The organism is Mesorhizobium sp. LSHC412B00, assembly GCF_000503035.1.
Lineage (GTDB): Bacteria > Pseudomonadota > Alphaproteobacteria > Rhizobiales > Rhizobiaceae > Mesorhizobium.
Genome location: NZ_AYWB01000001.1, coordinates 734,792 through 761,203 on the forward strand (window position 1 = coordinate 734,792; position 26,412 = coordinate 761,203).

Annotated in this window: 26 protein-coding genes and 1 tRNA gene; 16 read left to right on the forward strand and 11 right to left on the reverse strand. The window is 62.8% G+C overall.

The genetic code is table 11. The features are described 5' to 3' along the window. Nucleotides 1-3: 3 nt before the first annotated feature. Nucleotides 4-777 (reverse strand): histidinol-phosphatase, encoded by a 774-nt coding sequence (gene hisN / locus X757_RS161190; protein WP_023725191.1) that lies wholly within the window; start codon nt 775-777, stop codon nt 4-6. Nucleotides 778-1,111: 334 nt separating this feature from the next. Continuing rightward, nucleotides 1,112-2,053, reverse strand: a complete 942-nt coding sequence (locus tag X757_RS161185) for an N-formylglutamate amidohydrolase (protein ID WP_023725192.1) — start codon at nt 2,051-2,053, stop codon at nt 1,112-1,114. 164 nt (nt 2,054-2,217) lie between these two features. Here X757_RS161185 and cpdR point away from each other — a divergent pair, with 164 nt between their 5' ends. Beyond that, a complete protein-coding gene (gene cpdR / locus X757_RS161180) occupies nt 2,218-2,580 on the forward strand; it encodes a cell cycle two-component system response regulator CpdR (protein ID WP_023671195.1) in 363 nt (120 codons plus the stop codon). A gap of 115 nt (nt 2,581-2,695) precedes the next feature. Beyond that, a tRNA-Val gene (locus tag X757_RS161175) sits at nt 2,696-2,770 on the forward strand. Between the two features lie 105 nt (nt 2,771-2,875). Here the strand turns inward: X757_RS161175 and X757_RS161170 are convergent. The 7 genes from X757_RS161170 to X757_RS161150 all read right to left on the reverse strand — a co-directional run bounded on the left by X757_RS161170 (nt 2,876) and on the right by X757_RS161150 (nt 8,311). Further along, a complete protein-coding gene (locus tag X757_RS161170) occupies nt 2,876-3,163 on the reverse strand; it encodes a DUF982 domain-containing protein (protein WP_031197745.1) in 288 nt (95 codons plus the stop codon). Between the two features lie 112 nt (nt 3,164-3,275). Further along, nucleotides 3,276-3,698 carry a DUF982 domain-containing protein gene (locus tag X757_RS161165; RefSeq protein WP_306413578.1) on the reverse strand — a complete coding sequence of 141 codons (423 nt, stop codon included), beginning with the start codon at nt 3,696-3,698 and terminating at the stop codon, nt 3,276-3,278. A gap of 64 nt (nt 3,699-3,762) precedes the next feature. Continuing rightward, a complete protein-coding gene (locus X757_RS1000000165640; protein WP_156933382.1) occupies nt 3,763-4,176 on the reverse strand; it encodes an Hsp20 family protein in 414 nt (137 codons plus the stop codon). A 539-nt stretch (nt 4,177-4,715) separates the two neighbouring features. After that, nucleotides 4,716-4,922 carry a hypothetical protein gene (locus tag X757_RS1000000166165; protein ID WP_023710933.1) on the reverse strand — a complete coding sequence of 69 codons (207 nt, stop codon included), beginning with the start codon at nt 4,920-4,922 and terminating at the stop codon, nt 4,716-4,718. 81 nt (nt 4,923-5,003) lie between these two features. Then, nucleotides 5,004-5,972 (reverse strand): GDP-L-fucose synthase, encoded by a 969-nt coding sequence (locus X757_RS161160; protein ID WP_023701026.1) that lies wholly within the window; start codon nt 5,970-5,972, stop codon nt 5,004-5,006. Between the two features lie 9 nt (nt 5,973-5,981). Next, a complete protein-coding gene (gmd, locus tag X757_RS161155) occupies nt 5,982-7,052 on the reverse strand; it encodes a GDP-mannose 4,6-dehydratase (RefSeq protein ID WP_023701025.1) in 1,071 nt (356 codons plus the stop codon). A gap of 104 nt (nt 7,053-7,156) precedes the next feature. Beyond that, nucleotides 7,157-8,311 (reverse strand): dihydrodipicolinate synthase family protein, encoded by a 1,155-nt coding sequence (locus X757_RS161150; protein WP_023725193.1) that lies wholly within the window; start codon nt 8,309-8,311, stop codon nt 7,157-7,159. A gap of 227 nt (nt 8,312-8,538) precedes the next feature. Here X757_RS161150 and X757_RS161145 point away from each other — a divergent pair, with 227 nt between their 5' ends. The 14 genes from X757_RS161145 to X757_RS161080 all read left to right on the forward strand — a co-directional run bounded on the left by X757_RS161145 (nt 8,539) and on the right by X757_RS161080 (nt 24,578). Continuing rightward, nucleotides 8,539-9,597: a LacI family DNA-binding transcriptional regulator gene (locus tag X757_RS161145; RefSeq protein ID WP_023725194.1), complete on the forward strand. Its 1,059-nt coding sequence runs from the start codon at nt 8,539-8,541 to the stop codon at nt 9,595-9,597. Further along, nucleotides 9,594-10,610 (forward strand): Gfo/Idh/MocA family protein, encoded by a 1,017-nt coding sequence (locus tag X757_RS161140; protein WP_023725195.1) that lies wholly within the window; start codon nt 9,594-9,596, stop codon nt 10,608-10,610. The genes X757_RS161145 and X757_RS161140 overlap by 4 nt, the downstream gene beginning before the upstream one ends. Further along, on the forward strand, nt 10,607-12,127 hold the full coding sequence (locus X757_RS161135; protein ID WP_023725196.1) for an acyl CoA:acetate/3-ketoacid CoA transferase: 1,521 nt from the start codon (nt 10,607-10,609) through the stop codon (nt 12,125-12,127). The genes X757_RS161140 and X757_RS161135 overlap by 4 nt, the downstream gene beginning before the upstream one ends. After that, a complete protein-coding gene (locus X757_RS161130) occupies nt 12,120-12,896 on the forward strand; it encodes an enoyl-CoA hydratase/isomerase family protein (protein WP_023725197.1) in 777 nt (258 codons plus the stop codon). Before X757_RS161135 ends, X757_RS161130 begins: the two co-directional genes overlap by 8 nt. A 10-nt stretch (nt 12,897-12,906) precedes the next feature. Next, nucleotides 12,907-14,418 (forward strand): aldehyde dehydrogenase family protein, encoded by a 1,512-nt coding sequence (locus X757_RS161125; protein ID WP_023725198.1) that lies wholly within the window; start codon nt 12,907-12,909, stop codon nt 14,416-14,418. 58 nt (nt 14,419-14,476) lie between these two features. Next, nucleotides 14,477-15,730: an ABC transporter substrate-binding protein gene (locus X757_RS161120; protein ID WP_027049809.1), complete on the forward strand. Its 1,254-nt coding sequence runs from the start codon at nt 14,477-14,479 to the stop codon at nt 15,728-15,730. 254 nt (nt 15,731-15,984) lie between these two features. Further along, a complete protein-coding gene (locus X757_RS161115; RefSeq protein ID WP_023671182.1) occupies nt 15,985-16,935 on the forward strand; it encodes a carbohydrate ABC transporter permease in 951 nt (316 codons plus the stop codon). After that, a complete protein-coding gene (locus X757_RS161110; RefSeq protein WP_023671181.1) occupies nt 16,932-17,891 on the forward strand; it encodes a carbohydrate ABC transporter permease in 960 nt (319 codons plus the stop codon). Before X757_RS161115 ends, X757_RS161110 begins: the two co-directional genes overlap by 4 nt. A 20-nt stretch (nt 17,892-17,911) precedes the next feature. Next, on the forward strand, nt 17,912-19,027 hold the full coding sequence (locus X757_RS161105) for an ABC transporter ATP-binding protein (RefSeq protein WP_023725199.1): 1,116 nt from the start codon (nt 17,912-17,914) through the stop codon (nt 19,025-19,027). A 5-nt stretch (nt 19,028-19,032) separates the two neighbouring features. Then, entirely contained in the window at nt 19,033-20,535 is a 1,503-nt protein-coding gene (locus tag X757_RS161100) for a GMC oxidoreductase (RefSeq protein WP_023725200.1), read from the forward strand. After that, the gene (locus X757_RS161095) at nt 20,532-21,293 is read left to right on the forward strand and encodes a 3-ketoacyl-ACP reductase (RefSeq protein ID WP_023725201.1); all 762 of its coding nucleotides are present in this window, start codon (nt 20,532-20,534) and stop codon (nt 21,291-21,293) included. The genes X757_RS161100 and X757_RS161095 overlap by 4 nt, the downstream gene beginning before the upstream one ends. A gap of 12 nt (nt 21,294-21,305) precedes the next feature. Next, nucleotides 21,306-22,934, forward strand: a complete 1,629-nt coding sequence (locus tag X757_RS161090; RefSeq protein ID WP_023691834.1) for a GMC family oxidoreductase — start codon at nt 21,306-21,308, stop codon at nt 22,932-22,934. 19 nt (nt 22,935-22,953) lie between these two features. Further along, the gene (locus X757_RS161085) at nt 22,954-23,271 is read left to right on the forward strand and encodes a Dabb family protein (protein ID WP_023725202.1); all 318 of its coding nucleotides are present in this window, start codon (nt 22,954-22,956) and stop codon (nt 23,269-23,271) included. 89 nt (nt 23,272-23,360) lie between these two features. After that, complete coding sequence (locus X757_RS161080; protein WP_023725203.1) at nt 23,361-24,578, forward strand: MFS transporter; 1,218 nt, start codon at nt 23,361-23,363, stop codon at nt 24,576-24,578. A 12-nt stretch (nt 24,579-24,590) separates the two neighbouring features. Here the strand turns inward: X757_RS161080 and X757_RS161075 are convergent, their stop codons facing one another. Both X757_RS161075 and X757_RS161070 read right to left on the reverse strand, forming a co-directional pair. Beyond that, nucleotides 24,591-25,436: an EamA family transporter gene (locus X757_RS161075; protein WP_023683217.1), complete on the reverse strand. Its 846-nt coding sequence runs from the start codon at nt 25,434-25,436 to the stop codon at nt 24,591-24,593. A 7-nt stretch (nt 25,437-25,443) separates the two neighbouring features. Further along, nucleotides 25,444-26,352: an endonuclease/exonuclease/phosphatase family protein gene (locus X757_RS161070; RefSeq protein WP_023725204.1), complete on the reverse strand. Its 909-nt coding sequence runs from the start codon at nt 26,350-26,352 to the stop codon at nt 25,444-25,446. Between the last annotated feature and the right edge of the window lie 60 nt (nt 26,353-26,412).

A 26,412-nucleotide genomic window follows, 5' to 3' on the forward strand; every position in this document is an offset into this window, starting at 1 on the left:
CTATCAGCCCCGCAGGGCTGCCATTGCAGCCGCGTGAAGCTCCGGCGTTGCGGCGGCCAGGATGTCGCCGCCCTTTTCCGCCGGACCGCCCTCGAATGTGGTGACGACGCCGCCGGCCTTTTCGATGATCGGGATCAGCGCCACGATGTCGTAGGGTTTCAATCCGGGATCGGCGACGATGTCGACGCTGCCCGAGGCAATCATGGCAAAGGCGTAGCAATCGGCTCCGTAGCGGGCGAGCTGGATCTGTTTCTCGAACGCGTCGTAGCGGATGCGCGCCTCGCCCTTGAAAAGCGCCGGCGTGGTGGTGAACAAGGTCGCCTCGTCAAGCTTCGTCCTCTTGCGGGTCGACAGCTTCCGCGGCCCACCGGGGCCTTCGTAGTGGGAGCCGGAAGCGTTGGCGTAGAACAGCTCGCCGGTGAACGGCTGCGCCATCATACCGGCGACGGCGTCACCGTCGACCGTCAATCCGACCAGCGTTCCCCACACCGGCAGGCCTGAGATGAAGGCGCGGGTACCATCGATCGGATCGATCACCCAGACATGCCTTGAGGAGATGTTTTCGCTGCCATGTTCTTCGCCAAGGATACCGTGATCGGGATACTCAGCCGAGATCAGCGCCCGGATGGCGCGCTCGGCCTCGCGGTCGGCCTCGGTGACCGGGTCGAAACTGCCTTTTTCCTTGTTGGCCACCGCGCCCTGTGCGCGGAAACGCGGCAATGTTTCAGCCGCCGCCGCTTGCGCGATCCGGCGCATGAAATCGATGCTGATGTCCACGTGATTCTCCCGCATTGCAGAGTGCCAACCCGGTCTGCAGGCACTTTCCCGCCAAAACAAGCCGGTTTATCGATTTTAGAGACATCAGCGTTGCCGAAATGTCACACATCGGCGCCATCGAAACGCATTTTCACATCAGAGTGAATTAAAAAAGCGTGGGATCGATTGACATTTGTGCATCGCACAATAAATTTGTTCTCGGACAGGTTTTCCTGTCCATGCCCTCCTTGGGCGTTTCCTCCCTAGACTTCGACCGTGTCGTGCAAACGATGCGGTCTTTTTTTACGCTACGGGATGGCCAGCGCGGGATCTCATGAACAGCCGCCGCTCCGTGTCATTCGGCGGCCAGCGGCAGGTCTATGAAGTGGTGGTCGGGCATCGCCATCAGGTCGGCCGAAAAGCGCGCCATATCGTCGGCCAGCGCATCGAAGCCGGCCGATTTCTGGAACGTCCGCTCATTCATGTAGAGGCCGCGATTGACCTCGATCTGCAGCGCATGCAGATGGCGCGCCGGCCGGCCGTAATGCTCGGTGATGAAGCCGCCTGCATAGGGTTTGTTGTGCGCGACGGTGTAGCCCATGCCGATGAGCAGGCCGATCGCCGTTTCGGTCAGGGCCGCCGTGGCCGAGATGCCGAAACGGTCGCCGACGATGAAATCCGGCCGCAGGCCGCTGTCGCCCACCCTGATGCTCGCCGGCATCGAATGGCAGTCGATCAGCACGGCATAGCCGAACCTGGCATGGGTTCTGGTCAAAAGCCGCTTCAGCGTCTCGTGATAGGGTTTGTAGACCACCTCTATGCGCTGGACGGCCTCCGCCAGCGGCAGACGGCCGGAATAGATGTCGAGCCCCTCGCCCACCAGCTTGGGCACGGTGCCGAGCCCGCCGGCAACGCGCGCCGAGCGGATGTTGCAGAAGGACGGCACCGGCTCGGCGAACATGCGCGGGTCGAGTTCCCAGGGTTCGCGATTGACGTCGAGGTAGGCGCGCGGAAAATTCGCCGCCAGCATCGGCGCGCCCAGCACCACCGCGCTGCCGAACAGCTCGTCGACATAGCAATCCTCGGAGCGGCGGATGGCGTTCCGGTCGAGCCGCGCCATGGCCAGGAAGCGGTCTGGATAATAGCGGCCGCTATGCGGTGAGTTGAAGACGAAGGGAACGCGCTGCTCGGCGCCCGATCGGATTTCGAAGGGTGGAACGACCGAAAAATCTTCGGCTGCCGTCGTCAATTTGAACGAACCCGGAAACAGCAATGCATCATGATGGGAAACTGCCACCTCATCGGCCGCATGTCCAGCATTTCGGCATGTCAGGAACCCCGTCAAATCAGGATTAATGCCGCCAACGTTCACTTGATGTTTACCGTCAGGTCCTCATATACAGGATGGTTAACGGGCTTGCCGGACGGCAGGCTTGGCTGGGGTGATTCGGACGGGACAAGATGGCACGCATTCTGCTGGCGGAAGACGACGACGACATGCGCCGGTTCCTGGTCAAGGCACTGGAGCGGGCCGGCTACCACGTCAGCGATTTCGACAATGGCGCCAGCGCCTACGAGCGGCTGCGCGAAGAACCTTTCTCCCTGCTGCTGACCGATATCGTCATGCCGGAGATGGACGGCATCGAACTCGCCCGCCGCGCCACCGAGATCGATCCCGACCTGAAGGTGATGTTCATCACCGGTTTCGCGGCCGTCGCGCTCAACCCCGATTCCAAGGCGCCGAAAGACGCCAAGGTGCTGTCCAAGCCCTTCCACCTGCGCGATCTCGTCAACGAGGTCGAAAAAATGCTTCAGGCCGCCTGAAGCGCGCACAGTGTGATCTCGCCGCTTCGTCGGCGGCGCGACAAAACGAGCCTTTCTTTCCCTTTTCCGGCTATTGACGCGCTGGACCAAAAATGGTGTATGCGCGGCTTCGGATGGGCGTGTAGCTCAGCGGGAGAGCACTGCATTGACATTGCAGGGGTCACAGGTTCAATCCCTGTCACGCCCACCATCCTTTCTAACTTGGCCAAGCCCGTTTTTGGCGCACCCCTTCGACAACTTAGCCGGTAAGGCGGCCACCGCTTGTGGCAGCCGCCTCGTTCAAACGCGACGCGCTTTAGACGTGGTGCGGGCTTAGCGTCCTTGAAGGCGCAGGCTCGATGCCGTCCTCCATAAGAATATCCTTCTTGCGAGCGAACGCGACGAAGACGCCTCGTGCTGTCTCGGGTTCCACATCGCCAATCAGAGCGGCTTTGCAAGCGCGAATAGCAGCTCTCTGCTCCGGGCTGTTGCCACACCATTCGGATGCGAATTGATAGGCATCTGCGACCGTGTTGAGTTGGCGGGGAAAGCCCAATCCCACCCACACCCGGACTGGCTTTTCAAAAGGTTTCGATAGCATCATGACCTCCTTTCCTAATGCATGTCACCCAGAAGTATGCCGCGGTTCTGGGACAACGACATGCATCAAAACAAAGACTTAAAGCGTGTCGCATGAATCCGTTTCGCGACGCGCTTTAGGCAGTCACTCCTCCGCCTTCGCCACCTCTGCCCATCATCCACGGCATTGTCGTGGATACTTCCTCAAGGATTCTGGCTGCTTTCGCAAAACCGCTGAACGCGTCTCTGGCTGCGGAAAGCGGATAATCGCTATCGAAAGCTCGCTGGCAGGCCCGCAATGCGGTTTGGTGAATGGGGCCGCGCCTGTCCTTCGGCCATTCATAGAGGAACTCCAGAGCGTCCTCGAGACACGTGATTTCCTGAACAAGGTTGTCGCCGCTTTTCACGAAAACGGCGCTGTCAAACATCCGATCGTTCATATGATCCTCCAAATTGAACGAACCATTGAGTTTCATGGTTTGCGCGGTCCAGGCCAACTGCAGGCGCGCGACAGAGGCGCGCCAGTACGTCCTGCAGTGATCATCTTCGTTTCTCCGCAATCACAGCCTCCCGGCCGGAACCGGGAGGCGGACCCGCAGTTCAAAGTGTGACAGATCGACAGGATTACGCGGCTTTACGCGCGCGGTCCGTGTCTTGCGTGATCTGAGTGGCGGCCGTCGGCGTGTCGCCGACGCCGACGCCGATGCTAATGCGGCGCGGTTTCAGCTCTTCGGGAATCTCACGGACGATGTCGATCGAGAGGAGGCCATTCTCCAGTTTGGCTGCCTTGATCTTCATGTGGTCGGCAAGCTTGAACGTCTGCCTGAAACTGCGATAGGCGATGCCCTGGTGCAGCAGCTGGCGTCCGCTCTGATCATCAGCCTTCTGGCCTACCACGACCAGTTCGGGTCCATGCTGGGTCAGCTCAACCTCATCCTGGCTGAAGCCTGCGATGGCCATCGAGATACGGTAATCGTTCTCGTCGACCTTCTCGATGTTATAGGGCGGCCAGTCTGGACGCGTGCCGCTGTCGAGCATGTCNACGGTAATCGTTCTCGTCGACCTTCTCGATGTTATAGGGCGGCCAGTCTGGACGCGTGCCGCTGTCGAGCATGTCGAAAAGCCGGTCGAAACCGACGGTGGTCCGATAGAGGGTATCAAAGGTTCTCATAGCCACATCCTCCTTGAAGCAACATGGGTACAAGGACGCCGCCCCGTGCGGCGCCGCCATTTTTTGCCGAGCCTTATGGCCTTGGCGGAAATCGAATTAGGAGGCGCCCCAAATGAGTTCAAGAGCATCTCGAATTTTTTTTTAGTAGCATCCTTCGCATCGACGGAAAGCGAAATCTGAGTTTCTACGGGACCTTCCCTTCGAACAGTCGAACAGCCCCTTGAAGTACATATCCGGCGGGAAGTTTTCGCGCGATCTGCGCGACCGCATCGTCTACTGCCCCGCCGTCCCGTTTCGTATTCAAATGCCGGCCAGCAAGAACCGGGTAGCGGCCTTCCGATCCGTAAATCCACCCTGTCGGGGGCGAAACGTCCCGGCACGTGCCGGGACGTTTCTGGCTCGCGGATCACTGTGGCCGCGGATCGGGCCTGTCGGGCTTGTCATGAGGGGTGTTGTTGCCTTCACGGCACGGTGTGCCGATGCCGCAGCATTTGCCGTTGTAGGTGACACCGGGCTTGGTCTTCTCGCATTCCCTCGGCGGTGCCGTCTGACACCCTGCCAGCACCGAAACCGCGATGGCGGCGAGAAATGCGTTTCTTGAAGTGATAAACATTGACGTTCTCCTTGATGGACCGTGTTTGCTACACACCGCCTGGTCGCGGGCGGCAGCGAAATGGTTCAAGGAAAATTGGAATCAGGCCGCGCCGAGGCGGACATCACCCTTCTCAATATGGTTGAGAAACCACGCATATGTCTGTTCCAATCCATCGCGAAGCGCGTAGCGCGGGCGCCATCCCGTCGCAAACAGCCGCGAAACATCCATCAACTTGCGCGGCGTGCCATCTGCCTTGGTCGTATCGAAGGCGATATCAGCCTCGACGCCGGCGACCGATGCGACGGTCTGGGCAAGCTCGGCAATGGTGACATCCTCGCCCGAACCGACATTGACGTGGCTGTCGCCGGCATAATTCTTCAACAGCCAGACCAAGGCACCGGCGGCGTCGTCGACATGCAGGAATTCACGCCGTGGCGTGCCCGAGCCCCAGACCTCGAGGCTGTTGCCGCCGCTCAGCGCCAGTGCATGCGCCTTTCGCATCAGGGCCGGCACGACATGGCTGGACTGGAGATCGAAATTGTCGCCAGGACCGTAAAGGTTGGCCGGCATCGCCGAGATGTAGTCGACGCCATGCTGGCGCCGATAGGCCTGGCACAGTTTGAGCCCGGCGATCTTGGCGATCGCATACCATTCATTGGTGGGTTCGAGCGGACCGGTCAGCAGCGCGTCTTCCCTGATCGGCTGCGGCGCGAGCTTTGGATAGATGCAGGACGAGCCGAGAAACAAAAGCTTGCCGACCTCGCTGCGAAAGGCGCCGTCAATGACATTGCCCTGCATAACCAGGTTTTGCTGCAGGAAATCGACAGGGAACCGGTCATTGGCCAGGATACCGCCGACTTTGGCGGCCGCCATCACCACCGCATCCGGCCTGTGCTCGGCCATCCAGCGCCGCACCCCTGCCTGGTCGAGCAGGTCGAGCCTGTCGCGCGATACGGTGAGTATCTCGCAGTCCTCGCTCGCCAGCCGGCGCACGACGGCCGAACCGACCATGCCGCGATGCCCGGCGACGAAGACACGCTTGCCTTTCAGATCAAATGTCGCGTCCATGAACCTGCCTCACGCAGAACGGCTGTTCTGCCGCGTGCCGCCGGCGGTGCGCGCCAGATCGGCCTGCACCATTTCCGCCACCAGATCCCTGAAGCCGGTCGTGTGCGACCACCCCAGCCTGGCTTTGGCCTTGGCGGGGTCGCCGAGCAGCAGGTCGACCTCGGTCGGCCGGAAATAGCGCGGATCGATGCGCACCAGGACAGTGCCCGAACCGGCATCGACACCGACTTCATCGACACCCTCGCCTTGCCAGCGGATGGTGCGGCCGGTCTCGGCAAACGCCAGCTCGACGAATTCGCGCACCGAATGCGCCTCGCCGGTCGCCAGCACGAAATCGTCGGCTTCGCTGTGCTGCAGAATGCGCCACATGCCCTCCACATAGTCGCGCGCATGGCCCCAATCACGCTTGGCGTCGAGATTGCCGAGATAGAGCGTGTCCTGCAGGCCATGATGGATCGAGGCGACGGCCCGCGTAATCTTGCGGGTGACGAAGGTCTCGCCGCGTGTCGGGCTTTCGTGGTTGAACAGGATGCCGTTGGCGGCGAACATGCCGTAAGCCTCGCGGTAGTTGACCGTGATCCAGTAGGCGTAAAGCTTGGCCGCGGCATAGGGCGAGCGCGGATGGAAGGGCGTCGCCTCGCTTTGCGGGACCTCGCGCGCCTTGCCGTAAAGCTCCGACGTCGATGCCTGATAGAAGCGCACCGACTTCTCCAGGCGCAGGATGCGGATCGCCTCGAGCAGCCTGAGTGTTCCCAGCGCATCGGCATTGCCGGTGTATTCCGGCGTCTCGAAACTCACCTGGACATGACTCTGGGCGCCGAGATTGTAGATCTCGCCGGGCTGTGTCTCCTGCACCAGGCGAATAAGGTTGGTCGCGTCGGTCAGGTCGCCATAATGCAGGAAGAAACGCGCACCGCGCTCGTGCGGATCGACATAGATGTCGTCAACGCGCTCGGTGTTGAACGAGGACGAGCGGCGTTTGACGCCATGGACAATATAGCCCTTCTGCAGAAGCAATTCTGCGAGATAGGCCCCGTCCTGCCCGGTAACCCCGGTGATGAGCGCCACTTTTTCCGTCATTGCCGCTCCGTCCGCATCCAATCCCGGCAACCGAATACAGATTTGGCGCGAGAACGCAAATCCCCCATACGGGGGACAGGTTTCAGCCAGCGATTGTGTCGTTCTCAGGCACCTGCAACCGCGCAGAAATGCTTCATCCTGGCCAGCGCAAGCTCGGGATCGGCGAGCAACCCTGCCTGGTCGGCAAGGCGGAAGATGTCGGCATAGTGCAGGATGCCGCGCGCCGACTGCATGCCGCCGACCATGGCGAAATGGTCCTGATGGCCGTTGAGCCAGGCCATGAAGACGATGCCGGCCTTGTAATACTCCGTCGGCGCCTCGAAGATCTTGCGCGACAACGGCACTGTCGGCGCCATCAGCGCGTCAAATCCGGCGCGGTCGCCGTCAGCCAGTTTCGCGAGCGCCGCACTGGCGACTGGCGCGATGGCGTCGAATATGCCGAGCAAGGCGTGCGAGTGCCGCTTCCCGTCGCCGGCAATCAGTTCGGGATAGTTGAAATCGTCGCCGGTGAACATGACGACGCCTTCCGGCAACCGGTTGCGCAAGGCAACTTCCTTGCCGGCATCGAGCAGGGAAATCTTTATCCCCTCGACCTTGCCGGCATGGCGCTCGATGATGGCGACGACGGTGTCGAGCGCGGCCTCGAAATTGCCGCTGCCCCAATAACCTTTCAGTGCAGGATCGAACATGTCGCCCAGCCAGTGCAGGATGACCTTGCCGGATGCCTGGCTGAGGATGCGATCGTAGACCCTGATATAGTCGTCCGGACCCTTTGCGACCGCTGCCAGCGCCCGGCTGGCCATCATGATCGCCTTGCCGCCCTCGCCTTCAATGAAAGCGAACTGCTCCTCATAGGCGGCGATCACATCTTCGAGTGATCTCGAATTGGCCGGCGCCAGATGATCGGTGCCGGCGCCCGAGGAGAGGTCTGCGCCTTCGACGCTGCGCGCCTCGGCGATCGAGCGGCGGATCAATTCCTGCGCATTCGCCCAGTCGAAACCCATGCCGCGCTGGGAGGTGTCCATCGCCTCGGCGATGCGGAAGCCAAGCCGCCACAAATGATGCCGAAACGCCATCGTCTTGTCCCAATCGACCGCAGGCTTCGACCAGGGGTCGGTCATCGCGAAAGGATCGGCGACGACGTGGGCCGCGGCATAGGCGATGCGCGGGAAAACCGCACCGATTACGGGCTCGACCGGACTGCCCGCGAGCTTGTAGCTGACGCGGCCGCCATTCTGCGTAGGCAGGGTGATATCCATGGCAACCTCCGTTTTCGGCATCCTATAAATGGAACGTTCCAATAAATCAAGAACCTTTATGATTGCGGCGATTGAACCGGTCCAAATGCCAAGAAGGCTAAGAGTCCTTGCTAGGAACCACATTCATCACCTTTTCGACCTCCGCAAGAATCCCGATTGACTCTCGGGTGCAGAGTAATTAGAACGTTCCAATAGATTTGCCCATCTAAGCGGAGGAAACCACCGACATGGCCAGCCGGGCCAAGGCAACGATCCTGGACATCGCCCGCGAGGCTGGTGTGTCCAAATCGACGGTGTCGCTTGTGCTGCAAGGCTCAGGGCTGATCCGGCCTGAAACCGCGGTCAAGGTTCGCAAGGCGATCGAGGATGTCGGCTATGTCTACAACCGCGGCGCCGCCAATCTGCGCAAAGCCCATTCCAACGTCATCGGCATGGTCATCAACGATCTCACCAACCCCTTTTTCGCCGAGCTGGCGGTCGGCATGGAGCGCGTCTTCCAGTCGGCCGGCATCGTGCCCTTCATCGCCAACACGGCGGAGAACCCGGTGCGCCAGGAAGAAGTGCTGAAGTCGCTGATGGAACAGGGCGTCGCAGGCCTGATCGTGTCACCGGCACGCGGCACCACGCCGGGCGCCTTCCGTCGCCTCGAGATGGCGGGCGTGCCGGTCGTCTTCGCCATGCGCCGCCTGCCGGACAGCCGCATCCCGGTGATCGCTCCTGACAACCATCGCGGCGCGTATCTCGCCGCCGCCCATCTGATCGGCAAGGGCCATCGCCGGCTGGCCTTCTTCGGCGGCACCTCCGACCTGGTCGTCTATCAGGAGCGCCTGGGCGGTTTTCGTGAAGCTTGCGAAACATTGGGCATTGCCAGGCGCGACGTGCTTGTCGTCGAAGGCGAGACCAGCCGCAGGGGCGGCATCGCGTGCCTGGAAACCGCCCTTGCCATGGCCGAGCCGCCGACGGCGGCACTGTGCTTCAACGATGCCGTCGCCTTCGGCGTCATGCTGGCGCTGCGCAAGCGCGGGCTGGAGCCCGGCGCGGACTTTGCCGTCGTCGGCTTCGACGACGTGGTCGAGGCCGAGCATTATATGCCGGCGCTGACCAGCGTCTCGGTGGACACACCCGGCCTCGGCGAACGCGCCGCCCACGTCATGCTGAAGATGATCCAGTCGCGCATCACGCATGCCGAGGACCATATCGGCGCCGTCAATCTGGTCGTCAGGGACAGCTGCGGTCCCGATCGCGGCACCCAGGACACATCAGCAGGAATGGGAGACGCGGCATGAGCGTCAAATGGGGACTGATCGGCGCTAGCACGATCGCCAAACAGTTCATGATCAACGCCATTCGCGCGCAAGAGGGTGGCGAAATATCAGCGGTGATGAGCTCCAGCCCGGAGCGCGCCAAGACCTATGCCGATGAACACAACATCCCGCTTGCCGTCTCGACGCTCGATGACCTGCTCAGCGCCGACATCGACGCCGTCTACATCTCGACCACCAATGAACTGCATCTCGAACAGGCGCTGGCCGCGATCGACGCGGGAAAGCATGTTCTGTGCGAAAAGCCGCTGGCGCTGAACAGCGCCGACGCGCGCACAATGGTCGCCGCCGCCAAGGAAGCCGGTGTCGTGCTTGGCACCAATCATCATCTGCGCAATGCCGGCGCCCACCGCGCCATGCGCGACGCCATATCAGCCGGCCGCATCGGCAAGCCGATTGCCGCGCGTGTGTTCCATGCCGTCTATCTGCCGGAGAACCTGCAGGGCTGGCGCATCACCAGACCGGAAGCCGGGGGCGGCGTGATGCTCGACATCACCGTGCACGATGCCGACACGCTGCGCTTCGTGCTCGGCGACGACCCGATCGAGATTTCGGCCTTCACCCAGTCGGCCGGCATGGCCGGCAGCGGGCTGGAAGACGGTGCCATGTGCATCTGGCGCTTCAGGTCCGGTTTGATTGCCCAGTCGCATGAAGGCTTCACCACGAAGTTCGCCGATACCGGCTTCGAGGTGCATGGTTCCGAAGGCTCGCTGATCGCTAAAAATGTGATGACGCAGAAGCCGGTCGGTTCGGTGCTGCTACGCACCGCCAAGGGCGAGGAGGAACTGAGCTTCGACCGCGAAGACCTCTACGTCAGGTCGCTGCGCCAGTTCCATGCCGCTATTAGCGGCGCGGGCCAGCCCTCCGCAACCGGCGAGGACGGCGTCTGGTCACTAGCCTGCGCCGAAGCAGCGTTGCTGTCCGGGAAATCCGGCAAGGCGGTTGCCATCGAGCCGAAACTCGGGAGCGCCAAGTGAGCAAGCTCGTCTCCGCTCAGCAGGCCGCCAGCCTCATCAAGGACGGCATGACCGTGTCGGTCTCGTCGTCGAGCGGGCTCGGCTGCCCGGACGCCGTGCTCGCCGCCATCGGCGGGCGCTTCGACGCGGAAGGCCATCCGAAAAATATCACCACGCTGCACCCTATCGCCGCCGGCGACATGTATGGCATCAAGGGCATCGACCATCTGGCCAAGCCCGGTTTGTTGAAGCGCACGCTCTGCGGCTCCTATCCCTCGGGCCCCTCCTCGTCCGAGCCGCCGCAGATCTGGAAGATGATCGGCGACAATTCGGTCGCCGCCTACAATGTGCCGTCGGGCATCCTGTTCGACATGCACCGCGAGGCCGCCGCCAAGCGGCCGGGCGTGCTGACCAAGGTCGGCCTTGACACTTTTGCCGACCCGCGCCACCAGGGCTGCGCCATGAACGCGGCTGCAAGCGAGCCGATCNCCGCCGACGAGCGCGGCAACCTGACCTATGAACATGAGGGCGCCTATCTCGGCGGCCTCGAACAGGCGCTTGCCGCGCGCAACAATGGCGGCATCGTCATTGCGCAGGTCAAGCGCGTCGTCGAGAACGGCACGCTGAAGCCGCATGACGTGCGCGTGCCCGGCGTGCTGGTAGACCACATCGTGGTGGCGCCGGACCAGTTGCAGACGACGCTGACGCCTTACGACCCGGCGATTTCGGGCGAGATCTTCCGCCCGCTGTCAAGCTTTCGCAACGCCGAAATGAACATCCAGAAAGTAATCGCGCGCCGCGTCGCCATGGAATTGCGCGACGGCATGGCGGTCAACATTGGCTTCGGCATCTCGGCAAACGTGCCGCGTATCCTTCTCGAGGAAGGCCAGCACGGCAAGGTCACCTGGGTGATCGAGCAGGGCGCCGTCGGCGGCGTGCCGCTGCTCGACTTCAAGTTCGGCTGCGCTTCCAATGCCGAGGCGATCATGCCCTCGCCGCACCAGTTCATCTATTTCCAGGCCGGCGGCTTCGATGCCTCGCTGCTCTCCTTCTTGCAGATCGACCGCCATGGCTCCGTCAACGTGTCGAAACTCTCGGCCCGGCCACATGTCACAGCCGGGGCCGGCGGCTTTGTCGACATCACGGCACGGGCGAAAAAGATCGTCTTCTCCGGCTTCTTCAATGCCGGCGCAAAACTGTCGCTCGGCGATGGCGGCATCCGCATCGATGCGGAAGGCAAGGTCAAGAAGGTGGTCAACGAGGTCGAACACATCTCCTTCTCAGGCAAGCGCGCCGTCGCACAAGGGCAGGACATCACCTACATCACCGAGCGTTGCGTGATGAAGCTGACGCCGGACGGCCTGATGGTGACGGAACTTGCGCCGGGCGTCGACCTCGAGCGCGATGTGTTGGCTCAGTCCGAAACACCGCTCGGCGTCGCCAACGACCTCAAGGTGACACCGGCGGCGCTGTACCAGGATCGGCCGATCGGCCTGTCGCTCAATGGCGGCGCTTCGCTCGGAGGCGCGCATGGCTGAGCGCCTCGTCACCTTCGAACAGGACGGCGCCATCGGCATCGTCACGCTGCGCCGGCCGGAAAAATTCAACGCTCTGGACATTCCGATGCTGCGCGCGCTGGAGGCAGCGCTCGACGAAGCCGAAATGGCTGAAGGCGTGCGCGTCGTGCTGGTCCGCGGTGAAGGCAAGGGCTTTTGCGCCGGCGGTGATGTCGAGGCCTGGGCGCAAATGAGCGCCGCCGATTTCCAGGTGCAATGGGTGCGTTATGGCCACCGCGTCTTCGACCGGCTGGCCAGGCTGAGGCAGCCGACCATCGCCGTGCTCTCCGGCCATGCGCTGGGCGGCGGGCTGGAACTGGCGGTGGCCTGCGACTTCCGTGTCGCGGAAACACGGGTGAAGCTCGGCTTCCCCGAGACATCGATCGGCGTCGTGCCCGGCTGGTCCGGCACGCAGCGCGCGGTGCGCCGCTTTGGCGCGCAAATCGTACGCCGCATGGCGCTCGGCGGTGAGGTTTTCCTCGCCCCCGAGGCGCTCAGACTCGGCATCGTCGACCGCGTGGTCGAAACCGGCCAGGCGCTGGCCGAGGCCAAGGCGTGGGCCGAAAAGATCGCCGAGCGCGGGCCGCTCGCGACCGAAGCCGCCAAGTTGATGATCGCGGTGGCCGAAGGCGAGGAAAGTGCCGCCGCGACCGAGGCGCTCGCCAGCGGCTTCATTGCGCTGACCGGCGATCTCAAAGCCGGCGTCAGCGCATTCAAAGCCAAGCAGAAGCCGGCCTTTTCGAGATACTAGAGAAATCATGATGAACGCACCGCTCAACATTTCCATGCCGGCCGAGGCGTCCAAGGCGCCGAAGGCCTACAAGCTGCTGATCGACGGCAAGCATGTCGATGCTCGCGACGGCCGCACGCTTGAGCGCAACAGCCCCGGCCACGGCTTCACCGTTTCGCGCTATGCGCAGGCCGGCGAGGCCGAGGTGGAGGCGGCCATGCAGGCCGCGCACAAGGCATTCGAGACCGGCCCGTGGCCGCGCACGAAGGCGGCCGAGCGCGCAGCCATCCTGCTCAAGACGGCCGACCTGATCGAGGCCCAGCTCGAAGACATCGCCCGACTCGATGCGCTGGAATCCGGCAAGCCGATCGCCCAGGCGCGTAGCGAGATCGGCGGCGCCGTCGACATCTGGCGCTATGCCGCCTCGCTCGCCCGCACGCTGCACGGCGAGAGTTACGCCAATCTCGGCGACGCCATGCTGGGCGTGGTGCTGCGCGAGCCGATCGGCGTCGTCTCGATCATCACCCCGTGGAATTTCCCGTTCCTGATCGTCAGCCAGAAACTGCCCTTCGCGCTCGCCGCCGGCTGCACCGCGGTGGTCAAGCCGAGCGAAATGACCTCGGCCTCGACCTTCGTGCTCGGCGACATCCTGATGCAGGCCGGCCTGCCCGCGGGCGTCGTCAACATCCTGGCCGGCCTCGGCGCCGATGTCGGGGGGCCGATGGTCAGCCATCCGCTGGTCGAGATGGTGTCGTTCACCGGCTCTACCCGCGTCGGCAAGTTGACCATGGCTTCCGCCGCGCAGTCGCTGAAGAAAGTCTCGATGGAGCTCGGCGGCAAGAACGGCCAGATCGTCTTCCCCGATGCCGATCTCGAGGCGGCCGCTGACGCAGCAGTGTTCGGCGGCTTCTTCAACGCCGGCGAATGCTGCAATGCCGGCAGCCGGCTGATCGTGCATGAAGCCATCGCCGACGATTTCCTCTCCACTGTCAAGGCCCTGACCGCCAAGGTAACGGTCGGCGACCCACTTGACGACCTGACTAAGGTCGGCGCGATGATATCAGCCGATCATCTGACCAAGGTCGCGGGTTACGTCGCGGTGGCAGCAAAAGACGGCAGCAATGTCTATTGCGGTGGCGGCCAATTGGCGTCCAATGCCGGCCAGTACCTCGATCCGACCATCATCCGCGGCGTTACCGAAGACATGGCTATTGCGCGCGAGGAAGTGTTCGGCCCGGTGCTCTCCGTGCTGACTTTTGGATCGATTGAAAAGGCGTTGCACATCGCCAACAACACGCCCTATGGTCTGTCTGCAGGGGTGTGGAGCGCCAGCATCGACACTTGTATGTCGGTGGCGCGTGGTGTGCGTTCGGGGACCGTTTGGGTGAACACATTCATGGAAGGCTTTCCCGAGTTGCCATTCGGGGGCTACAAGCAGTCCGGCATCGGACGCGAACTCGGCAAACGCGCTGTCGAGGATTATACCGAGGAAAAGACAATCCAGTTTCATCGCGGCCAGCGCACCGGTTGGTGGGTCGGCTGAGTTTGGAAGAACCCGGTGGGCTTCCACCGGTCGTGTAATGCAACAAGGGAGGTAGTACATGTTGCGCAAACTGCTTATCGGAACGGCTCTTGCGACGGCCTTTGCTTTCTCGGCCCATGCCGAGGACGTCAAGGAAGTGCAGATGCTGCATTGGTGGACGTCGGGCGGCGAAGCGGCTGCTCTCAACGTCCTCAAGGGCGACCTTGCCAAGGAAGGCTATGCCTGGAAGGACGTGCCGGTGGCCGGTGGTGGCGGCGACGCCGCCATGACTGCGCTGAAGGCGATGGTCGCGGCCGGAAATTACCCGACCGCGTCGCAGATGCTCGGCTACACCGTGCTCGACTATGCGGCGGCCGGCGTCATGGGCGACCTGACCGAGACGGCGAAGAAGGAAGGCTGGGACAAGTCGGTTCCGGCAGCCCTGCAGAAGTTCTCCGTCTATGACGGCAAGTGGGTCGCTGCTCCAGTCAACGTCCACTCCGTCAACTGGCTGTGGATCAACAAGGCGGTGATGGACAAGATCGGCGGCACCGAGCCAAAGACCTTCGACGACTTCGTCGCCCTGCTCGACAAAGCCAAGGCGGCTGGCGTCATCCCGCTCGCCCTTGGCGGCCAGAACTGGCAGGAAGCCACCATGTTCGACTCGGTTGTGCTGTCGACCGGCGGACCTGAGTTCTACAAGAAGGCCTTCAACGACCTCGACGACGAGTCCCTCAAGTCGGACACGATGAAGAAGTCGTTCGACAACCTCGCCAAGCTCGTCACCTATGTCGACCCGAACTTCTCGGGCCGCGACTGGAACCTTGCCACCGCCATGGTCATCAAGGGCGATGCCCTGGTGCAGGTGATGGGTGACTGGGCCAAGGGCGAGTTCAACGCCGCCAAGAAAACGCCGGGCACCGACTTCCTGTGCTATCGCTTCCCGGGCACGGAAGGCTCGGTGGTCTACAACTCCGACATGTTCGGCATGTTCAACGTTCCGGACGACCGCAAGGCCGCCCAGGTCGCGTTGGCCACCGCCACCCTGTCGAAGAGCTTCCAGTCGGCCTTCAACGTCGTCAAGGGTTCGGTTCCCGCCCGTACCGACGTTCCGGACACCGACTTCGACGCGTGCGGCAAGAAGGGCATCGCCGACCTGAAGGCTGCCAACGAAGGCGGCACACTGTTCGGCTCGCTTGCCCAGGGCTATGGCGCGCCTCCGGCGGTCGCCAATGCCTACAAGGACGTCGTTTCGAAGTTCGTCCACGGTCAGATCAAGACCTCGGACGAAGCCGTGACCGAACTGGTCAAGGCAATCGACGACGCCAAGTAAGCCCTGGCCAGCAAGACACCTTTCCCGCTTCGGCGGGGAAGGTTCGCCTCAGGATTGGCCGGCTGGCGCAATTTCCAGGAAAAGTGTGAGCGGTTTTCCGGCCGGAATTGCGTAAAAGAAAGAGTTAGAGAGGTTCGCCGTTTCCGTGAAACGGTGAAACCCTCTTGAACACCATGCCGACCAGAGACCCGTATGCACGGGGCCGCCTTGCCTCCTGACGGCAGAGCACGGACGACCCTAACGGGAGGAGCCTCATGAGCAGTGTAGCGACGACCCAGATCAAGCTGACACCCGAGCGGTCTCGCCCCTCCGTGCGCGCGCGATTGCAGGACGCGCTGCCGAAGATCGTGCTGGCGCCGAGCTTCGCCATCACCATCGTCTTCGTCTATGGCTTTATCCTGTGGACTGTCTATCTGTCCTTCACCAATTCCAAGACCTTCCCGTCCTATGTCATTACCGGACCACGCGCGTATCTACGGCTGTGGGGCTGGACGTTCGACTCCGACCCGCCATCGAGCTGGTACACATCGATCGTCAATATGGGCATTTTTGGCTTTCTCTACATCGCCATCTGCCTGGCGCTCGGCCTGTTCCTGGCCATCCTGCTCGACCAGAAGATTCGCGGCGAAGGCGTGTTGCGGCCGATCTATCTCTACCCGATGGCGCTGTCCTTCATCGTCACCGGCGTCGCCTGGAAATGGTTCCTCGACCCGGGCCTCGGCCTCGAACAGACATTGCATCAATGGGGCTGGACAAGCTTCCATTTCGACTGGATCAAGAACAAGGATTTCGTCATCTACACGGTGGTCATTGCCGGCGTCTGGCAGGCCTCCGGCTTCATCATGGCGATGTTCCTGGCCGGCCTGCGCGGCATCGACGGCGAGATCATGAAGGCGGCGCAGATCGACGGTGCCACCACCTTCCAGCTCTATCGCCGCATCGTCATTCCGCTGCTGCGGCCAATCTTCCTGTCGGCCTTCATCGTGCTCGCCCACCTCGCCATCAAGTCGTACGATCTGGTGGTGGCGCTGACCAGCGGCGGCCCCGGTGGCTCGGCCTGGCTGCCGTCCAACTTCATGTATGAGTACACGTTCAAGCGCAACGAAATGGCTGTCGGCTCGGCCAGTGCCGTGATCATGCTGATGACCATCGTTGCCATCATCGTGCCTTATCTCTATTCGGAACTCAGGGAGAAGCCGCGATGAGCGCTGTCGCCACCCCTGCCCGCCCCGCTGCTTCCCAAAAGGCCTCCGGCGGCATGAGCACCAAGACCCTCAACCGCATCGTCATCTACGGGCTTCTGGCGCTGTTTGCGCTGTTTTATCTGATGCCGCTGTTCGTCATGCTGGTGACCTCGTTCAAGACCATGGACGAGATCCAGAACGGCAACATGCTGGCGTTGCCCACGGCGCCGACCTTCGACCCGTGGCTGAAGGCCTGGGGCGAGACCTGCGTCGGCCTCACCTGCGCCGGCATCAAGGGCTATTTCTGGAACTCGATCAAGATGGTGGTTCCAGCCGTACTGATCTCGACCATGCTCGGCGCGCTCAACGGCTACGTCTTGACCAAATGGCGTTTTCGCGGCGCCACGCTGGTGTTCGGGCTGATGCTGTTTGCCTGCTTCATTCCGTTCCAGTCGGTGCTGCTGCCGATGGCGACCATCCTCGGCAGCCTGGGACGTTTCGGCGTGAAGCTGCAGAATGCGACGGGTACGAGTTTCGGTCTCGGCAATCCGACGGTCAACCTGGTCTTCGTCCATGTCGTCTACGGCATCGGCTTCACCACACTGTTTTTCCGCAACTACTACGAGGCATTCCCGAACGAGCTGATCAAGGCCGCACAGGTCGACGGCGCCTCCTTCTTCCAGATCTTCCGCCGCATCATGCTGCCGAACTCGATGCCGATCTTCGTCGTCACCGTCATCTACCAGTTCACCAACATCTGGAACGACTTCCTGTTCGCTTCGGCTTACGCCGGCACAGGCGACTCCATGCCGATGACGGTGGCGCTCAACAACGTCGTCAACACCTCGACCGGCGTCGTCGAATACAACGTCAACATGGCGGCCGCGATGATCGCGGCTCTGCCCACCCTGATCGTCTATGTCGTCGCCGGCCGCTATTTCGTGCGCGGGCTGATGGCTGGCGCGGTCAAGGGCTGATCAATTCGGAAGGAACGACCATGGCTTTTCTGGAAATTGATGGGCTGAAGAAGCGCTTCGGGAATGTCGAGATCCTGAAGGGCATCGATGTCGAGCTCGAAAAGGGCGGCTTCCTGGTGCTGGTCGGCCCGTCCGGCTGCGGCAAGTCCACCTTGCTCAACACGATTGCCGGCCTGGAGCAGATCACCGAGGGCGAAATCCGCGTCGACGGTCGCGTCATCAACGATCTGCACCCATCCAAGCGCGACATCGCCATGGTTTTTCAAAGCTATGCGCTCTATCCGAACATGACGGTGGCCGGAAACATCTCCTTCGGAATGGAGATGCGCGGCGTGCCGGCCGACGAGCGCCAAAAGGCGATCGACAAGGTGGCCAAGGTCCTGCAGATCGGCCACCTCCTGCAGCGCAAGCCGAGCCAGCTTTCCGGCGGCCAGCGCCAGCGCGTCGCCATGGGCCGGGCGCTGGTGCGCGACCCCAAGCTGTTCCTGTTCGACGAGCCTTTGTCCAACCTCGACGCCAAATTGCGCGTCGATATGCGCATCGAGATCAAGCGCCTGCATGCCACCACCGGCACAACCATCGTCTACGTCACCCACGACCAGATCGAGGCGATGACGCTGGCGACCAAGATCGCCGTCATGCGCGACGGCGAAGTACAGCAGTTCGGCACCCCGGCCGAAATCTACAACAACCCGACCAATTTGTTCGTCGCCGACTTCATGGGTTCCCCGGCGATGAACCTGATCCCGGCGACCATTGCTACATCGGGCAATGCGCTGTCCGTCGTGTTGGAGCGCGAGGCGCGCGAGCCCATTACGCTGCCGATGGCCAATGCGCCGGCGGGCCTGTCGGCGTTCCAGGGCAAGCCGATCATCTTCGGCGTGCGCCCGGAAGCGCTGACCGATCCGGAAGGTGCGGAACGCAACGCCTCCAACATTGCCACTGCCGACCTGCACATCGAAGTGGTCGAGCCGGCAGGGTCCGATACTTTCGCGGTGACCAATCTCGGCGGCAAGGGCGTGGTGGCGCGGTTGCGGGCCGACGCCAACATCCAGCCGGGCACCAGCACGCCGCTCGCCTTCAACCTGACCAAGGCCGTGTTCTTCGATCCGGCGACCGAACACCGCATCCGCTGATCGAGATGGTCAGCCCCGATATCGTCATCATCGGCTCCGGTATCGGCGGCGCTACGATCGCCTCCGGTCTGGCGGGCAGCGGTGCCTCGATCCTGATGCTGGAGCGCGGTGAGCCCTTGACGGCAACGCCGCATGCCCGCGACACGCTCTCCATCTTCGTCGACGGCCACTACCGTCCGAAGGAGATGTGGCGCGAGGCCGGCGGTGCGGCCTTCAACCCCGGCAATTACTACTATGTCGGCGGCAATTCGAAATTCTACGGCGCGGTGCTGATCCGCTACCGCAAAGAGGATTTCGCCGCCATGGAGCACTTCGGTGGCGTCTCGCCGGCATGGCCGTTTTCCTACGATGAATTCGAGCCTTGGTATTCGAAAGCCGAGCAGCTGTTTCGCGTCCGCGGCTCGCTCGGCGAGGACCCGACCGAACCGTTCCACTCGATCCCCTATGCTTTCAAGCCGGTGCCCGACGAAGCGCCGATTGCGCGCGCCCGCGCTGAGTTGAAAGCCCTCGGCCTGCATCCGGCCTCGCTGCCGCTCGGCGTCGACATCGACACCTGGCTGAAAGAGGGCAAGACCGGCTGGGACGCATTCCCCAATACCGCCCAGGGCAAGGTTGATGCGCAGACCGGACCGCTGACGGCGGCACTCAAGGACAGCAATATCCGACTCGAAACCGGCTGCCATGTCGAATATCTCGAAGCGTCGTCCGACGGCAAAAGCATCGCTGCCGTTCACTACCGTCAGAATGGCGAGCTGAAGAAAGTCGCGCCGAAGCTGGTCATCCTGTCCGCCGGCGCGGTCAATTCCGCCGTCATCCTGCTGCGCTCGCCGTCATCAGACGGCAAAGGCCTCGCCAACAGCTCCGACCAGGTCGGCCGCAATTTCATGAACCATAATTCGAGCGCCATGCTGGCGATCGATCCGCGCCGCAGGAACGACAGCGTCTACCAGAAGACGCTGATGCTGAATGACTACTATCTCTCCGACGGCAAAGGCGGCAAGCCGCTCGGCAACGTCCAGCTGCTCGGCAAGATCGACGGCAACATGTTGAAGGCCAACGTCAAACGCGTGCCGAAATTCGCGCTCGATTACATGGCCGGTCACGCCGTCGACTGGTATCTGATGTGCGAGGATCTACCCGATCCGGAAAGCCGCATCATGGTCGACGGCAAGGACATCGTCATGCAATGGCGGCGCTCCAACATGCAGTCGCTGGACGGGCTGACCAAGCTGATGCGTGAGAACTTCCGCGCCTGCGGTTATCCCATCGTGCTGTCGCGTCCCTTCGACAAGCGCACGCCCTCGCACCAGTGCGGCACGGTGAAAATGGGCGACGATCCGGCGACGTCGCCGCTCGACCCTTTCTGCCGCGCCTTCGACCACCCGAACCTGTTCGTTGTCGACGCCAGTTTTTTGCCGAACTCTGCCGCCGTGAATCCGGCGCTGTCGATTGCGGCACAGGCGCTCCGCGTGGCCGAGCATATTCGCCGGACGGACCTCGCGGCATGACCCGCCCCGCAGCAATCGTCACCGGCGGTGCGCGCGGCATTGGGCTCGCCTGCGCCGAGGCGCTGGCCGGGGCCGGCTTCGACATTTTGATCGCCGACCTTGCCGAACAAGCGCCGGACGAACTGGCCGCCAACATCACCGCACGGGGTGCGGAGTTCGCCTATGTCCATTGTGATATCGCCAACCTCGAGGATCACACGGCCCTCGTCGACGCCGCCATACGTGCCTTCAGCCGCATCGACTGCCTCGTCAACAATGCCGGCATCGGCGCCGTGGTGCGCGGCGATCTGCTGGAGCTGAAGCCCGAGAATTTCGACCGTGCGCTGGACGTCAATCTGCGCGGCACAGTCTTCCTTAGCCAGGCCGTCGCCAAGGCGATGCTGGCGGCTCCCAGCAATCATCCGCGCTCGATCATCACCATCACCTCGGTCAGCGCCGATATGGCCTCGCCGGAACGCGCCGACTACTGCATCTCGAAAGCCGGCCTTTCGATGTGGGTGAAGAACCTGGCGCTACGGCTTGCGCCGGAAAACATCGGCGTGTTCGAACTGCGGCCGGGCATCATTCGCACCGACATGACCGCGAGCGTATCAGCTAAATACGACGCGCTTATCGACAGCGGCCTGGTGCCGGCAAAACGCTGGGGCGAAGCATCGGACATCGGCGCCGTGGTGGCGACGCTTGCCGCCGGCAAGCTCGGCTTTTCCACAGGCTCGATTATCAATGTCGACGGCGCGCTCTCCGTGCCTCGACTGTAGGTGGATAGAGTTATGACCGACTACATCATCGTAGGTGCCGGCCCGGCCGGCTGCGTTCTGGCCAACCGGCTGAGCGAGGATCCAGCGAATTCCGTGCTGCTGCTCGAGGCCGGCGGCAAGGACTGGCACCCCTACATCCACATGCCGGCGGGCTTTGCCAAGATGACCAAGGGCATCGCTTCCTGGGGCTGGTCGACTGTGCCGCAGAGGCACATGCAGGACCGCGTCTTCTGGTATACGCAGGCGAAGGTGGTCGGCGGCGGCTCGTCCATCAATGCCCAGATATACACGCGCGGCAACGCTCGCGACTACGACGCATGGGAGAAGGAAGAGGGCCTCGCGGGCTGGGGCTATCGCGACGTGCTGCCCTATTTCAAGCGCGCCGAGAACAACCAGCGCTTCGCCAACGATTTTCACGGCGACCAGGGGCCGCTCGGCGTGTCGAACCCGATTTCGCCGCTGCCGATTTGCGAGGCCTATTTCCGCGCCGGCCAAGAGATGGGCATCCCCTTCAACCCGGATTTCAACGGCGCTAGCCAGGAAGGCGTCGGCTACTACCAGCTGACCCAAAAGGACGCCCGGCGCTCATCCGCTTCGGTCGCCTATTTGAAGCCCATCCGCGCCCGCAAGAACCTGACGGTCCGAACCGATGTGCTGGTCACCCGCATCGTCGTCGAGAAAGGCCGCGCCATTGGCGTCGAGATCGTCGACAAACCCGGCGGCGAGAAGACCATCATGCGCGCCGAGCGCGAAGTGATCGTCTCGTCCGGCGCCATCGGTTCGCCGAAGCTGTTGATGCAGTCGGGCATCGGCCCGGCTGATCACCTGAAATCGGTCGGCGTGACGCCGGTGCATGATCTGCCCGGTGTCGGCTCCAACATGCAGGACCATCTCGATTTGTTCGTTATCGCCGAATGCACCGGCGACCACACCTATGACAACTACGCCAAGCTGCACCGCACCGCGTGGGCCGGCTTGCAGTATCTGCTGCTGAAGAAAGGGCCGGTCGCCTCCAGCCTGTTCGAGACCGGCGGCTTCTGGTACGCCGATCCGACCGCCGCCTCGCCCGACATCCAGTTTCATCTGGGACTCGGCTCCGGCATCGAGGCCGGCGTCGAGAGGTTGAAGAACCCCGGCGTGACCTTGAACTCGGCCTTCCTGCGCCCGCGCTCGCGCGGCACGGTGCGGCTGAGCAGCGCCGACCCGGCCGACCACCCGCTGATCGATCCCAACTATTGGTCGGACCCTTATGACCGCGCCATGTCGATCAAGGGCCTCAGGCTTGCGCGCGAGATCATGCGGCAGAAGGCGCTTGCACCTTACGTGTTGCGCGAGGTGCTGCCCGGACCATCGCTCGCCAGCGATGACGAGCTGATCGACTATGCCTGCCGCACCGCCAAGACCGACCATCACCCTGTGGGCACTTGCCGCATGGGCCATGACGATATGGCGGTGGTCACACCGGACCTGCGCCTGCGCGGCATCGAGGGCCTGCGCGTCTGCGATGCCTCGGTGATGCCGCGCGTGCCTTCCTCCAACACCAATGCGCCGACCATCATGGTCGGCGAAAAAGGCGCCGACATCATCCTCGGCCGCGAGCCGCTGCCGCCGGCGGTGTTCTCCGGCAATCGGGCCGCATAGCCACTTAGGAGAACCACCAATGATCAGACACTGCGTCTTCGTACGCTTCCGCGGCGATGTGCCCGCCACCGAGCGCACGGCAATCCACGCCGATCTCGAAGCACTGCGCTCCGTTGTCGACGGCATGGACACGGTCCATTTCAGCGTCAATGTCAGCCCGGAGCCGTTCGCGCGCGGCTTCAGCCATGCCTTCACCATCGACTTCCGCGATGCCGCCGACCGCGACGCCTATCTCGTGCATGAAGCGCATCAGCGCGCCGGCGCCCGATTGGTCGCAGCGCTCGAAGGCGGCACCGACGGGCTGATGGTGTTCGATCTCGACATTACGAAAAAGTGACCGCGCTTCTTTCGAAAGCCGGCTGACGCCTGTTCTCTTTTGCGCCCCAAGGAACATATCGTTCTCCGGGGGCGCTTAGGAGGAACGTCGTGGCTCTCACCGCGCAGCAGAAGAAAACCGTCCTCGCCTCCTTCCTCGGCTGGACGCTCGACGCTTTTGATTTCTTCCTTCTGACCTTCCTGCTCACCGATATCGCAGCCGAATTCAACACCGACGTCCCGGCAGTCTCCAAGGCGTTGTTCCTGACGCTGGCGACACGCTTCATCGGCGCCTTCTTCTTCGGCAGGCTGGCCGACAAATATGGGCGCAAGCCCATTCTGATGCTCAACATCGTCAGCTATTCGGTGATCGGCGCGCTGGCTGCCTTCTCGCCCAATCTCGGCATTTTCCTCGCGCTGCGCGCTCTGTTCGGCATCGCCATGGGCGGCGAATGGGGGTTGGGCAGTTCGCTCGCCATGGAGTCCATTCCGCCCAGTGCCCGCGGCATGGTCTCGGGCATCCTGCAATGCGGCTATCCCACCGGCTACCTTCTGGCGGCCGTGGTTTACGGCGTGCTCTACCAGCAGACGATCGGTGGTTACACGATCGGCTGGCGCGCCATGTTCCTGCTCTCCTTCCTGCCGGCACTGATCGTGCTCTTCATCCGCTCGCATGTGCCGGAATCGCCGGCCTTCGTCGAGGCGCAGAAATCCGTCAGACCTGGCCTTCTTGAAACGCTGCAGAAGCACTGGGGCGTCGCCGTCTATGCGGTCGTGCTGATGATGTTCTTCAATTTCTTCAGCCACGGCACGCAGGACCTCTACCCGACCTTCCTCAAGAAGCAGCATGGCTTCGACCCGCACACGGTGAGCTGGATCACCATCGTCGCCAATATCGGCGCCATCGTCGGCGGGTTGGCGTTCGGCGCACTGTCGGAGAAGATCGGCCGCGTCAACGCGATAACGCTCGCCTGCCTGATTGCCTTGCCCTCGATTCCGCTCTGGGCCTTCAGCTCGACACCGTTCATGCTGGCCATCGGCGCCTTCGTCATGCAGGTCGCGGTGCAGGGCGCCTGGGGAGTCATCCCGGTGCATCTTAACGAGCTGTCGCCCGGCGCCGTGCGGGCAACCTTGCCCGGCTTCATCTACCAGGCCGGCAATCTCGCGGCGTCCTATGGCGGTCCCTACCAGGCCGGCATCGCCGAGGCGTCTGGAGGCAGCTATGGCTACGCGCTGGCGCTGTTTGCCGGCGTGGTCGCCGTCTGCATCATCCTCGTCATCCGCTTCAGTCCGGAACGGCGCGGACAGGTGATGACGGTGCTCGGCTGAAGTATCAGAATCTCAGCCCAGCCTGAGGGCCACGACACCGGCGACGATGCTGAGCGCGGCGGCGCCGCGCCAGCCTGTCATCTTCTCGCCGAGCGCGAAAACCGAGATCATCATGGCAAACAGGATCGACGTCTCGCGCAACGACGCCACCGAGGCGATCGGCGCCTTGGTCATCGCCCACATGACGATCCAGTAGGCCGCGCCGCTGAGCACGCCGGTGAACAGGCCTGCCTTCCAGTCACGCGCCAGCACGGGCAGCGCCTTGGGCCCGCGAAAGATGAGGCACAGCACCAGCGCCCACGTGGCATCGCAGATGAACAGCCATGCGGCATAGCTCGTTGCCGTTGCGGCCAGCCGCGCGCCGCTGCCGTCGGAGAGCGTATAGCTGGATATGAAGATCGAAGTGCCGAGCGCAAAGCCGACCGCCCGCACATTGATCCGCTCCAGATGCGCGCCGCCGCGAAACGACATCACCAGCGTGCCGGCCGACAGCAGCAGGATGCCGAGGATGGCGAACGGCGCCGGCATCTCCTGCACCACGACAACGCCGCCGAGGGCGGTCAAAAGCGGCGCCGTGCCGCGCGCCAGCGGATAGGTCTGGGCGAAATCGCCGGCCTTGTAGGCGCCGATCAGGAAGGTCCGGTAGCCCATGTGAAAGAGCACCGAGGCGATGATAAAGGGCCATACCGCGGCCTTTGGAAACTCGACGAAGGGCAGCACGAACAGTGCGGCAAAACCCATGCCCAGCGTCATCAGCGTGATCGACAGGAAGCGATCGAGATGCACCTTGACCAGCGCGTTCCAGATCGCGTGCATGGCGGCGGCGGCAAGCACCGCGAAAAAGACGAAAAGCGTCATCGAGGGCTCACCGATCTCCCGAGCTCAAAGGCGTTTCGAGATCGATATCGATCCGGACCGGAAAATGGTCTGAAGCGATCTCGCCTATATCGGCACTGACCGAGCGCACACGGTCCGCGAACATACCGCCGACGAAGCAATGGTCGAGCCGGCGTTTTGCCACTTTCCCGTCGATCGTTTTCACATGGGTGTGGAAATCGGCAGCCGGCTCGCTAGCGACGGCAGCGGCATCAACAAAGCCGTCGAGATAAGCTGCCCCGCGATGATAGGGCGTGCTGCCGACGATGCGGCTGTATTCGGCGCTGCCCGGCTCCATGTTGAAATCGCCCATCCAGATCGCAGCTGTCGGGTTTTCCGGCTCTGCCTCGCCACTGGTCCAGTTGCGCGAAGGCTCATTGTCCGCGCCGCTCCACGGGCCGCCCTCGGACGGCGCGCGGCGATGCTCGGCCAAGAGATAGTCGATCTGCTCCAGACGCTCCTCCGCCGCGATATGGGCGAGATGCAGCGACACGACCCTTACCGGTCCGGCCGGCGTGCGGATCATGCATTCGAGCGCGGCGTTGCGCGTGTTGAGCGGCCGCAGCGTGCGGCGCATCGGCAGCGCGTGCAGCCGCGACCAGGCGATCGGCAATTTCGACAGAAGCATTGTGCCAAACTGCCGGCGGCGGTTGACGAGCCGGCCGTCGCGGCGCTCGCTGGCATCCATGTCGAAGGCCGGGCCATAGACCCAGTGGTAACCGGGTAGCAGGCGGGAAAGCAGCTCCGGCTGGTCGTCCTCATTGGTGCGCTGCCAATGCCGCTCGACCTCCTGCAGCGCGATGATATCGGCGCCGTCGACCAGCTTGGTGCAGCGCGAAAGATCGTAACGGCCATCGCCGCCGAACCCGTACTGGATGTTGTAGCTGACCAGCTTCATTGCTTATCCGGCTCAATTTGGCTTTGGCAGTAGCGGTTCGGCAGATGGGTTGCAATGTAC